Origin of the sequence: Sporosarcina aquimarina, from assembly GCF_019748715.1 — a bacterium.
Taxonomy (GTDB): Bacteria; Bacillota; Bacilli; order Bacillales_A; family Planococcaceae; genus Sporosarcina; species Sporosarcina newyorkensis.
Genome location: NZ_JACLBZ010000030.1, coordinates 62,570 through 74,449, shown reverse-complemented (window position 1 = coordinate 74,449; position 11,880 = coordinate 62,570). Strand labels below are relative to the sequence as shown.

Here is an 11,880-nt window from a genome sequence, read left to right as displayed (position 1 = left end):
TATAAAACTCTAACTTTTAGGGGTCACTACAGATGCCATATGGCACTTCGCTCTTTTCCTTATTGATGTGCTACCTCGCTTGGAGGAGAAGTTTGGTTGGTGTCCAACTCCGTCAATGAAGAAGAATCGGGAATCAATCCAAGATGTGATTTGAGGATTTGCTTTGTTTCTTCCAAATCCCGTTCGTCAAGTTTGTAGTAATATACGCCAGTAGACCAATCATCGTAGCCGCTTAATGATAAAGTATCTACCTCGGGCATACCGCTTTTTACATACTCAATGAAAGAAAGCATTTGTTTTGATGTCATGTCAGTTTTCATATTTTCACCGAGAGCGTTGATCACATCACCATATTTTGTAATGGACTTGATGGAGGTTGCTTCTTTGATCATCGCTTGAAGAATCATTTGTTGGCGTTTACCACGTTCAAGGTCGCTGTCGAGTTTACGCGTCCGTGCCAGGGCCAATGTATGGCGTCCGTCCAAGCGTTGCAAGCCAGGCATCAAGTGGATTGCGTTCTTATCGTTTTCATCTTTTTCAATCCGTTCATAAGGTACTTCTACCTCTACACCGCCGAGCGCGTCTACCACGTCGATAAATGCATTGAAATTCATTTTGACGTAATAATTTATCGGGATATCGAATAACTCTTCCACTGTATCGATGGAAGCGGCTGTCCCTCCGTAAGCATGTGCATGTGTGATCTTGTCTTTGTATTTGACTTCTGGAATGTAGACATAGGAGTCACGGGGGATGCTGACAAGCTTCACACTTTTTTGTTTAGGATTTAAAGTAGCTAAGATCAATGCGTCAGAACGGCCGTGACTCTCTTCTTTCTGACGGGTCTCACTCTCATCCACACCGACCAAAAGAATCGAAACCTTATCTTTCGCAGGCTCTACACGCAGTTCTTGTTGCGAGTCCTTTTTGGCGAGTGGCTCGTAGGAACGGTCCAATACATCCACTGTCTGATTATGCAGCTTTGCTAAATACGCGGCGCCTACTGCCACTACAGCGAGAAACGTAAATAAAAATATTTTTAAGAAGAGCCGAGTTTTCGAAGAGGCTTTCTTCCTTTTTTTATAATCTTTTCTTTTCATCATATACCTCCAAAGTGTACGGCAGAAAAGGCCGTCAGTGGCGAATCGGGCAAAAACAGCCGTGACTTACTGACACATAGTCAAGTATTCATGCCTTTTTCATTAGTCAGATTACTGAAAGAAGGACATATTAATCATCTATTACATCTTCTGCTATTATACCTGTTTTTTTTGCAAACGTATAGTAGTTCAAATAGCGAATTCAAGAAACTTGTGACGGATTGTAGTGATTTCTGCTTGACCGTTCGTCAGCTCTGTCATCCATTCTTTAAATGTCATTTCATCTTCTGCAGGAACATATAAAAACAGTCCGACGTCCTCTTCATAGACAATTTCTTTTAAAGGATAGGCAGATTGGCGAACCTCATTCTCAACTTTTCCTAACCAAGTATAATCTATAGAAGTCTTTGTCAAGAGATGCAGCCTTCTTTCTACGACGCCTGTTGCAGCAATTCCTTCTGAAGCGGCTTTACCGTAGGCGCGAATCAATCCGCCTCCACCGAGTTTAATGCCGCCGAAATAGCGTGTGACCACGATGACGGTGTCTTTCAGTTGTTGTTTTTTCAGAACCTCCAAGATTGGAACGCCTGCCGTGCCGGAAGGTTCCCCATCGTCATTCGCTTTTTGGATGTGATCGTGCTCGCCTATTATATATGCAGAACAATTATGTGTCGCGGAATGGTGTTGTTTTTTGATATCCTGGATGAAGTCGAGTGCTTCATCTTCAGTTTCTACTCTTTTGACAAATGAAAGGAAACGAGATTTTTGAATCACGAAATCACTTTCACCATACTGGTTTACAGTTTTGTAATTAGCTCGCATTTGTCGTGCCCCCTACATTTGTAATATACTTATAATACTTTTACATCATCTAGATGATATACTATATGAAGTGTATAAGTAATTAGGCTAAACTGCAATGCTGCTCACTTTGCATATTTTTACATAGACAGATGCGGGAGGGAGTTATTTGAACGAGAAGGCGATCGACATCCAACAAATGGAGAAAATTTTCGAAAACATGGTCGATGTAATGGATCAGTCGAAAAATGACATATTTTTAATTAGCGAACAAAGCCGTCAAAGTTTTGAAGAGATGCAGAAAGAGCTAGCTGAAGTGAAAGAGAGCATTTCCCATGTCATAACTGAAGGCGATTATCTAGAAGATATGTCACGCCACTCAAGAAAACGCTTGGCTAACGTGTCGAAGAATTTCATCAGTTATAGCGAAGATGAAGTGAAGCAAGCTTACAGTGTGGCAAATGATTTGCTTGTACGCGTCTCTGTCAATAAAATGGAGGAAAAGCAATTGCGAACAAGACGTGATGAGTTAGAACGTCGACTTGTCATGTTGCTCTCTACAATTGAAAGGGCTGATCAACTTGTTAATCAAGTAACCACAGTGATTACTTACTTAACATCGGATTTGAAAAATGTGAGTACGGCACTTGAAACTGCTCGTCACAAACAAGATTTTGCAATTCAAATTATCCAAGCCCAAGAAGAAGAGCGTAAACGACTTTCACGCGATATTCACGATGGACCGGCTCAAATGCTGGCGAATGTACTGATGCGTTCAGGATTGATTGAGAAAACATTTGTGCAAAAAGGTCCGGACAATGCATTGTATGAACTGGCCCAGCTGAAAGAGTCAGTCAGAGGAGCACTATCCGAAGTGCGGCGCATTATTTACGATCTGCGTCCGATGGCTCTCGATGACTTGGGGCTTGTCCCGACATTAAAAAAATATTTATCGACCATTAGTGAATATGAAGCACCACTAACTATACATTTTCAGAGCAGTGGAGTTGAGAGAAGATTTGATTCCAACTTTGAAGTGGGGATTTTCCGCCTCGTTCAAGAATCTGTCAATAACTGCATCAAGCATGCAAAAACAGATGAAATTTGGGTGAAAATCGAGTGGTTGCGTGAAACTGTAAATATACTCATAAAAGACAAAGGTTGCGGTTTTGATACAAATGAAGTGAAAGATAAATCATTTGGGTTAATTGGAATGCAAGAACGCGTGGATTTATTAAAGGGAGAAATGAAAGTTATTTCAAGTATTGATGAAGGAACTTCGCTTCTTTTCCGAATCCCGCTAGATGAAGAAAGATAAGCTACATAAAGACTTGGAGGAACAGAACATGGAATCAACGAAAATTTTAATAGTAGATGATCATCAATTATTTCGCGAAGGGGTTAAACGCATTTTAGACTTTGAAGAGTCGTTTAACGTAGTAGCGGAAGGTGATGACGGGAGTGAAGTGGTTGAATTGTTCGAACAATTTCAGCCGGATGTAGTACTAATGGATATTAATATGCCCCGTATGAACGGTGTAGATGCTACGGAGCAATTGGTGAAGGAATACCCGGACGCAAAAGTGATCATGCTATCCATTCATGACGATGAGTCCTATGTGACACACGCTTTGAAAACGGGGGCACTTGGCTTCATGCTGAAAGAGATGGATGCCGATGCGATTGTACAAGCGATCAAAGTAGTGGCTGCTGGGGGATCATATTTGCACCCGAAAGTTACACATAACTTAGTATCAGAATTCCGCCGCTTGAGTGAGAGAGAACATAAGGGATCTTTCCAGCAAAACGACATTCGCCGTCCGCTTCATTTATTGACGAAACGGGAATGTGAAGTACTGCAATTGCTGACGGACGGACAAAGCAACAGGACGATCGGTGAAACATTGTTTATTTCCGAAAAAACAGTGAAAAACCACGTCTCCAGTATCTTACAAAAAATGAATGTAAACGACCGGACACAAGCAGTTGTCACGGCAATTAAAAATGGTTGGGTAGAAGTAAAATAATTATCTTTACAAAAAGAAAAAGGACCTTTGCTTAATTAAGTTAAAAGGTCTTTTTCTATATGTAGGAGGAAAAAATGAAGAAAAAATTAGCAGCCGCATCTATTAGCGTCGCACTGATTTTGGGTGCATGTTCGAATGCGGGAGAAACCAATCCAAATGACATCGACAATGGGGAAGCGGCTCCGGGCAGCGGGGCGATCGACCATGGTGTCGACGATAACAAAGTGGGCTTTAGCATGTCGGGTGATCAAGTCGAAGAGGCATCGGATGTTCCGGACGAAGAAAAGAAAAATATTCTCGCAGCATTCGACCGATATATTGAAACGTTGAACAACAAGGACGTGGACGGCTATCTGGCTACGTTGTCTAAAGAAGGTTATGATCTGAAAGAAGAGCGTAAAGCGACAGAAGAAATGCTGAACACAACAGACATGAAGCGCGAGGCAGATAACGAAACAATCGTAAAATATGATAAAGATACAGCTCAATTGTTTGCTACGATGAAAACGACTTTTACTGATTTGGAAAGTGGAGTAGAAAATGTTCCGGAAGGTCGCCAAGTGACAGTGTTCCATAAAGAAGATGGCGCGTGGAAAGTCTTCTCGATTCATTTTATCGGGGATGAACCACAAGAATAAAAGGCATTCAGCCAAAAACTGCCCCCTGCTTGTTAGGTATGATCTAACAAGTGGCGGTGCAGTTTTTGTATGAAGAGAAACAAAAATTACCATACTAATACTGCTTGCTTTATGAGCTTAAAGGAATTATAATTTGTATACGAACATAAGTTCTTATAGGAGGCGATGTTTATGCCTTTGATTCCTGCGGAGGCATTGCCGTATTTGGAGAACCATATTTATTTGCCCATGCTAATGACCATTCTAGAAAGAGATCGACAATTAGTGGAAAAAGTCCCCTTTAAACTGAAAAGTCCCTATCTGAATTTGCTGGAAGATGCAATGAATTCGGTAACGACAGATTTGCAAAAAACTGCTGTATATTTGCGGCAGCACAAGATGAAAGTAATCCGCCAATCTTCAGATGAGTTATTCACAGAATATCTATTCGTGCATGATGGCTATGAAGACTACCGCCGTTACTTAAACGTACGCTTGCGGAACCGTACAGAAGAGCTATTAAATCAGTATCTCAGGAAATTGGAGAGTCAGAATTTTTTGGCTCCATGATCATATAGTAAGAACTTCTCAGTTCTTCCTGAGCGTTATCAAAACGCTCGGAAAGGAAATGCGACAGTGCAAGTTGCCGATAGACCGTAGCTATGGAAGTGTTTAAAGACATCCGAGTATCATTTTTTAGAACGACCGAGACTCCATCCTTATGCTGGTGCGCATCTTTTACGGCATGATAGGCAATCCAAGAATTTTTATGGAGCGATGGGGACAATAAAGGAAAAAACAGCAGCGGCCGATCGTTTGAATGGGTCAGCATGATCGGCGGTTTAGGCCGTTTCTTTAAGTCGCTTTTTGAACTGTTGATAATCGAATCGAAATTTGTACGATAATGCGTGCAAGAATCCCTCATGATTTCCAAAGGTGTTTTCTCGACAATGAAAGTTCGATCATTTTCTACTACTTTTGTATAGTAAGGATTCGAATGTTGCCCGTGAAGTAATGCAAAAGTATGAAATGTGACTACGTAAGACGATAAATTTTGTTGATTTACCATAGCGTACCCTCCTCTTTCATAGGACAATATAAGTGTTTCTCTCATTATATGACAGAAAAAACTAAAATCAACAACAAAATACAGAAAAGGTGAATTATTTAGTTGATTACATGAAAAAAGGCTGCCAACAGAATAAAATATGTTGACAGCCTACGTTCACTTTTGGTATTCGATTGCTGCAGCGCCGAGAGTTTTTGCCGCTGCCATCATCGCTTTTTCATCGATGTCGAATCGAGGATGATGGTGAGGATATGCGTCCGTCGGTTTAGCTCCTGTAAAGAAGAAGGTGCCCGGTACTTTTTCCAGGTAATAAGCAAAATCTTCTCCACCCATCTGTGGTTTCATTTCTTCAACACCTGCCAAATCAGGAATTGACTCAGCGACAGATTTAAGGAAAATTGTTTCTTTGACATGATTGACTACTGCAGGATAGCCGCGGGTATACTCTACTTTAATCTGGCAATCATTTGCAATAGCGGTACCTTCCGCCACGCGGCGAATCTCCTGTTCCATCAAATCACGAAGTTCTTGTGTGAATGTCCGAACCGTCCCAACGATCACTGCCTGATCGGCAATGACGTTGTATGCGTTATCCGAAATGAATGATCCGACAGATAAGACTGCCGATTCAATGGGATCAACACGTCTAGAGACGATCTGCTGTAAGTTCATGACCAATTGGGAGCCGATGACAATCGCGTCCTTTGTTTGGTGAGGAGAGGCGCCGTGTCCGCCAGCTCCCTGAATAGTGAAGTGGAAACGATCGGGTGCTGCCATGATCGGACCGTCTGCATAATAAATGACACCCGACTCAAACAAAGACCAAAGATGCGTACCAAAAATGACATCTACTTCATCCAGACAACCGTCTTCAATCATGGCGATCGCACCGCCAGGAGCCAGCTCTTCTGCGTGCTGGTGAATAAACACATATTCACCTGCCAACTCTTCTCGCATTTCGTGGATTGCCTTCGCAAGCTGGAGAAGTGTCGCAGTATGGCCGTCATGGCCGCAAGCGTGCATGACTCCCGGAACTTTAGAAGCATAAGGTGTGTCTTTTTGATCTTGAATAGGCAATGCATCAAAATCAGCACGCAACGCGACAGTCTTTCCAGCTTTTCCGCCTTTAACTTTAGCCACAACTCCATTGCCACCAACGCCAGTACGAACGTCAACACCTAATTGTTTATAAAAATCCGCAATATAGGCAGCAGTCTTTTCTTCTTTAAATGAAATTTCGGGGTTCATATGTAAATGGCGGCGAATCTCTACCATGTCATCATATGATTGTTCTAATTTCTTGAATAATAAATCTCTCATCAAAATTCCCCTTTCAACCTAAGTACGAAACTATGCATCCTAGCTACTAGTATAGCAATGCGAAAGGACAGCCGCAAATAGGGCAGTCTGACAATTCAGGCGAAAGCAGAGCTGAAGGAAGAAAAGAAGGTTTGACGTGGATACGTCAAATCTCCTCAGTAGGTGTTTTGTATGTGGCGGTATAAGGTGCGCTCGAAAAAATATGCAAAGTGGCTCCGCCTTGGTCTTTAAAATTATTAGGGTTGGAAAGTTTTGAACCAGGGGAGTTATGCCATAGTTCATAAAGCCGCTTCTCTGTCCATTCAGTCAGTATGATGTACGTGTCGGAACCGATAGGACGTAACAGACGAAAAGCAATGAAACCTGGAAGGTCTTTCAATTTAGTGCCCATCGTTTTGTAGTGATGTTCAAAAATCGGTTTGCCTTCGTCGGTGACTGCAACGTTATCCAAAGCATAATATCCGTTCTCAGAAAGCTGCCCTTCTGCTCCTACAACCTCATATTTTCTAGGAGTTTGGAAAACGGATGCTCCACTTGTTTCGTGAAGCAAAAGTGTATGACCACCGCCATTCATTAAGATGATCGATTCGTTCTTGTACTTTTCTTTAACCTTTTCCATAAAGTCAATAGTTCCTGTTGTCATATAAATATTCATCAATAGTTCCTCCTTTGGCTAGTAACATACGAATTAAACGGCTGAATCCAGTCGATCGTGTTCTATCTTATCCTGTTTGTGTATTCTATAGTAAATAGTTCCCCTTAATACTAAAAATCAAACTCAAAGTAAGTTAGTTAGGGGGAATGATTGTCTAAAACATGGCGAAGTGGTCAAGAAGCAAAGCACAAAATTATGACAAAGGGGCAATTCGCTATACATTGACTTATCAACAGTTTATGATGAGAAACGAATAATAATTTAACTTCACTCTACCGTGCTTGAATTTCAACGGAGTGAAATTAAAGCCTCCAGCGAATGTCACAGATTTTTAAAGGGAATTTTCGAGTGAGTTCGAAAAAATCTGGACACAATTGCGCCGAGGCGTAATTGATTGATAAACGTAAAATAATGGAAAGAGGGATCGGTAAACATGACAACGTTTAATGATACGTTGCTGCGTGCTGCCAGAGGAGAAGAGATTGGCCACACACCTGTGTGGTTCATGCGTCAAGCAGGACGTTCGCAACCGGAATACAGAGAGATTAAAGAGAAGTACTCCTTGGAAGAGATCACGCACCAACCTGAATTATGTGCATATGTGACGAAATTGCCTGTCGATCAATACGATGTAGACGCGGCTATTTTATATAAAGATATTGTAACACCATTAGTTGGAATCGGAATTGACGTGAAGATAAAGTCCGGCGTTGGCCCAGTCATTTCTAACCCGATACGTTCGATAAAAGATATCGAGAAACTTGGAGAGTTTTCGGCAGAAGACCAAGTTCCATACGTTTTGGACACGATTAAAATCTTGACCCAAGAACAACTGAATGTACCGTTGATTGGTTTTGCTGGAGCACCTTTTACACTTGCCAGCTACATGATCGAAGGGGGACCTTCCCGCAGTTATAATTTAACGAAATCCTTCATGGTGTCTGAACCAGAGGCTTGGTTTGCGTTGATGGATAAATTAGCGGACATGACGATTGCCTATATTCAGGCGCAAGTGGCAGCCGGAGCAAAAGCTGTTCAAATATTTGATTCGTGGGTAGGTGCACTAAACGTGTCAGACTACCGTATCTTTATTAAGCCAACGATGACACGTATTTTCTCAGAACTTCGCAAGTTAAACGTTCCATTGATCACATTTGGCGTAGGTGCGAGTCATCTGGCAAATGAATGGCATGATCTTCCTGTCGACGTAGTAGGACTGGATTGGCGATTGTCCGTTAAAGAAGCAGGAGAACGCGGGTTGACAAAGCCGCTTCAAGGGAACTTAGATCCATCCATGCTGTTGGCGGATTGGTCGATCATTGAAGAACGCGCGAAACGAATTGTCGAAGAGGGTGTCGAACACGGCAGCCATATCTTTAATTTAGGCCATGGTGTCTTCCCAGAAGTACAGCCGGCTACATTGAAACGTTTGACAGCTTTCGTGCATGAATATAGTGCGCAACTGCGCTCAAAATAAACTGAAGAATAATGTATTAAAACCAATGAGGTGAACAATATGACAAAGAAGAAAATGGGTCTGCTTGTCATGGCGTATGGAACACCATACTCTGACGAAGACTTGGAACCCTACTACACGCATATCCGCAGAGGCCGTCCGCCGGCACCTGAGCAATTGGAAGATCTGCGCAATCGCTATGAAGCAATCGGAGGGATTTCACCGTTAGCTAGAATAACGGAAAATCAAGCGAACGCGTTATGCAACCGTTTGAATGAAGTGCAAGACGATATCGATTTTCAAGTATATGTCGGGCTGAAGCATATCGCTCCGTTCATTGAAGATGCAATACAAAAAATGCATAACGATGGAATAGAAGAAGCTGTATCTATCGTCTTGGCACCTCATTTCTCAACGTTCTCGGTAAAATCGTATAACGGTCGTGCGAAAGAAGAAGCGGACAAGCATGGAATTCGTATGACATCTGTGGAAAGCTGGTACAAACAGCCGAAGTTCATTGACTACTGGGCCAACCAATTGCGTCAGACATATGATGCGATGGACGAGTCTGAACGCAAGCATGCATGTTTGATCGTCTCGGCACATTCATTGCCTGAAAAGATCTTGGCAAATGGCGATCCGTATGCAGATCAGTTGAAAGAAACAGCTAAACTGATTACAGAAGCAGCCGGAGTGAAAACATATGCACTTGGATGGCAGAGTGAAGGACAAACCGGCGAGCCGTGGCTTGGACCTGACGTACAGGATTTAACACGTGAGCTGCATGAAACAAAAGGTTACAAGTCCTTTGTTTATACGCCGGTCGGTTTTGTTTCCGATCACCTAGAAGTGTTGTACGACAATGATTACGAATGCAAAGTCGTTTGCGATGAAATCGGAGCGGCGTATCATAGACCTGCGATGCCAAACACAGATCCGTTATTTGTGGATGCGATGGCGGATGCAGTATTAGAAAAGTTAAAGTAAGGTATGGAATCCAGCAAGATCGGAGGAACGAAGGACATGAATGGGCGGAAAAAAGTAGTCATTATCGGCGGGGGCATCACAGGGCTTTCTGCGGCTTATTATATGCAAAAAGAAGTTAATGAACAGGGGTATCCTTTAGATATCACCTTAATTGAGGCTTCACCGGAGCTAGGTGGCAAAATCCAGACAGTGCGCCGAGACGGCTATGTGATAGAACGCGGTCCCGACTCCTTCCTGATCCGTAAAAAGAGCGTAGATCAATTGGCAAGTGATCTCGGAATAGCCGATCAACTCGTCCGAAATGCGACTGGACAAGCCTATATATTACTGCAGGATCAAATGCATCCTATTCCGGCAGGTGCTGTGATGGGGGTTCCGACAGAGGTCAAACCATTCATTACATCGGGATTATTCAGTTTAAGCGGAAAACTGCGAGCAGCAGGTGATTTTGTGTTGCCACGCTCCGAAGTATCTGGTGATCAGTCGCTGGGGAAATTCTTCCGTCGACGCTTTGGTACCGAGGTAGTGGAAAATTTGATCGAGCCATTATTGTCAGGTGTCTATGCAGGCGATATTGATCAGATGAGCTTAGAATCTACTTTTCCACAGTTTTATGAAGTGGAGAGAAAGCATCGGAGCTTAATTTTAGGCATGAAAAAAACAACGCCGAAACAGTTGCCGCAGAAAAACAGCCATAGCTCCAAAAAAATGGGTGCTTTCCACACCTTTAGGCAAGGGCTGGAATCTGTAGTAGAGGCGCTGGAAGAACAGCTCGATCCAGTAGTTGTCATGAAAGGGACTCGGGTTATCAAGGTAGATAAGCAAGACAACCGAGTGATTTTGACATTGAGCGATCAGCAACAAATCGAAGCAGATGCAGTGATCATGGCAACGAGTCATTCCGTAGCAAGTCAATTGTTTGAACCGCATGGTCTGCTAAAGGAACTCGGAACAATCCCAACCACCTCCGTCGCGACCGTTGCACTTGGTTTCCCAAAAAGTGCAATGAAACGCGAAATTGACGGAACGGGTTTCTTAGTGCCACGCAGCAGCAATTACTCAATTACCGCCTGCACACTCGTCGACCGCAAATGGCCAACGACCACACCGGACGATAAAGTGATGGTCAGAGCCTTCGTCGGAAGAATCGGAGAAGAAGCGATCGTCGATTTGCCTGACAGTGAGATAGAGAAAATCGTCCTCAAAGACTTAGGTGAAATCCTAGGCTTAGAAGGTCAACCCGAATTTTGCATCATCACACGCTGGAAAGAAGACCGACCGCAATACCGAGTCGGACACAAAGAAAAAATCCTAAGAGCGAGACAAGAACTCCACGAACAATTCCCCATGATTCAACTCGCAGGCGCCTCCTACAACGGAGTCGGCCTGCCCGATTGCATCGACCAGGGAGTAGCCGCAATGGAGAACATCTTGACCGACCTCTTTAAATAACCAAAACAGCCAGAACGCTATGCTCTGGCTGTTTTTTTATGTGAATTTTTTGATTGATAAATATTATCTGTTAAGAACAGTTCACTTTTAATTTTAGATTTGAAGTTTTAGGTTTTAGATTTTTATTTTTGGGGTGGGAGAAGTTCAAGTTGATTGGAGCGGAAATCAACGGTGTGCAAAGCCTGTATCTATTTCAGACAACAAAAAAAGCGAATACCGAGATATTCGCCGAATGAAAGTTTTATATTATTTAATGTTGCAGTGGTCACAGTGATTAGAGTAGCACTCATGCTGCTCTTCGATTTCGTTTCCGCATGTCGCACAAACCTTCGCCGGCAAGTTCTTGAAAAACTCTACGATACTTTCAACCATATCTGATCAATTCCTTTCCCTTGT

Annotated in this window: 13 protein-coding genes; 7 read left to right on the top strand and 6 right to left on the bottom strand. The window is 42.7% G+C overall.

The genetic code is table 11. The annotated features are described in order from the left end of the window. Positions 1–59: 59 nt before the first annotated feature. Together H7J92_RS14235 and H7J92_RS14230 are read right to left on the bottom strand one after the other, a co-directional pair. Entirely contained in the window at positions 60–1,100 is a 1,041-nt protein-coding gene (locus H7J92_RS14235; RefSeq protein ID WP_139365953.1) for an LCP family protein, read from the bottom strand. Positions 1,101–1,289: 189 nt separating this feature from the next. Further along, entirely contained in the window at positions 1,290–1,922 is a 633-nt protein-coding gene (locus H7J92_RS14230; RefSeq protein ID WP_221837544.1) for a YigZ family protein, read from the bottom strand. 148 nt (positions 1,923–2,070) lie between these two features. On the opposite strand from H7J92_RS14230, the gene H7J92_RS14225 reads away from it, so the two are divergent. The 4 genes from H7J92_RS14225 to H7J92_RS14210 all read left to right on the top strand — a co-directional run bounded on the left by H7J92_RS14225 (position 2,071) and on the right by H7J92_RS14210 (position 5,115). After that, positions 2,071–3,219 (top strand): sensor histidine kinase, encoded by a 1,149-nt coding sequence (locus tag H7J92_RS14225; RefSeq protein WP_221837541.1) that lies wholly within the window; start codon positions 2,071–2,073, stop codon positions 3,217–3,219. A gap of 28 nt (positions 3,220–3,247) precedes the next feature. After that, on the top strand, positions 3,248–3,928 hold the full coding sequence (locus H7J92_RS14220) for a response regulator (protein ID WP_040758372.1): 681 nt from the start codon (positions 3,248–3,250) through the stop codon (positions 3,926–3,928). A gap of 74 nt (positions 3,929–4,002) precedes the next feature. Next, positions 4,003–4,566, top strand: coding sequence for a nuclear transport factor 2 family protein (locus H7J92_RS14215; protein ID WP_009765879.1), 564 nt, complete (start codon positions 4,003–4,005; stop codon positions 4,564–4,566). Positions 4,567–4,737: 171 nt separating this feature from the next. Beyond that, the gene (locus H7J92_RS14210) at positions 4,738–5,115 is read left to right on the top strand and encodes a YhjD family protein (protein ID WP_040758371.1); all 378 of its coding nucleotides are present in this window, start codon (positions 4,738–4,740) and stop codon (positions 5,113–5,115) included. Here the strand turns inward: H7J92_RS14210 and H7J92_RS14205 are convergent. The 3 genes from H7J92_RS14205 to H7J92_RS14195 all read right to left on the bottom strand — a co-directional run bounded on the left by H7J92_RS14205 (position 5,078) and on the right by H7J92_RS14195 (position 7,589). Continuing rightward, positions 5,078–5,614, bottom strand: a complete 537-nt coding sequence (locus H7J92_RS14205) for a competence protein ComK (RefSeq protein ID WP_009765877.1) — start codon at positions 5,612–5,614, stop codon at positions 5,078–5,080. The two genes, H7J92_RS14210 and H7J92_RS14205, sit on opposite strands and share 38 nt — an antisense overlap. A 156-nt stretch (positions 5,615–5,770) precedes the next feature. Next, entirely contained in the window at positions 5,771–6,934 is a 1,164-nt protein-coding gene (locus H7J92_RS14200; RefSeq protein WP_009765876.1) for a M20 family metallopeptidase, read from the bottom strand. A 145-nt stretch (positions 6,935–7,079) separates the two neighbouring features. After that, positions 7,080–7,589, bottom strand: a complete 510-nt coding sequence (locus H7J92_RS14195) for an antibiotic biosynthesis monooxygenase family protein (RefSeq protein WP_009765875.1) — start codon at positions 7,587–7,589, stop codon at positions 7,080–7,082. Positions 7,590–8,022: 433 nt separating this feature from the next. Between H7J92_RS14195 and hemE the strand changes: the two genes are divergently transcribed. From hemE to hemY, 3 genes are read left to right on the top strand one after another with little or no spacing between them, the layout of a single operon-like run. Next, positions 8,023–9,066 carry a uroporphyrinogen decarboxylase gene (hemE, locus tag H7J92_RS14190; protein WP_078817236.1) on the top strand — a complete coding sequence of 348 codons (1,044 nt, stop codon included), beginning with the start codon at positions 8,023–8,025 and terminating at the stop codon, positions 9,064–9,066. Between the two features lie 39 nt (positions 9,067–9,105). Further along, entirely contained in the window at positions 9,106–10,032 is a 927-nt protein-coding gene (hemH, locus tag H7J92_RS14185; protein ID WP_221837538.1) for a ferrochelatase, read from the top strand. Between the two features lie 36 nt (positions 10,033–10,068). Beyond that, entirely contained in the window at positions 10,069–11,484 is a 1,416-nt protein-coding gene (gene hemY, locus H7J92_RS14180; RefSeq protein ID WP_246603005.1) for a protoporphyrinogen oxidase, read from the top strand. A gap of 246 nt (positions 11,485–11,730) precedes the next feature. On the opposite strand, the gene yhfH is transcribed toward hemY, so the two are convergent. Next, positions 11,731–11,856, bottom strand: a complete 126-nt coding sequence (gene yhfH / locus H7J92_RS14175) for a protein YhfH (protein ID WP_114923022.1) — start codon at positions 11,854–11,856, stop codon at positions 11,731–11,733. Positions 11,857–11,880 lie beyond the last annotated feature (24 nt).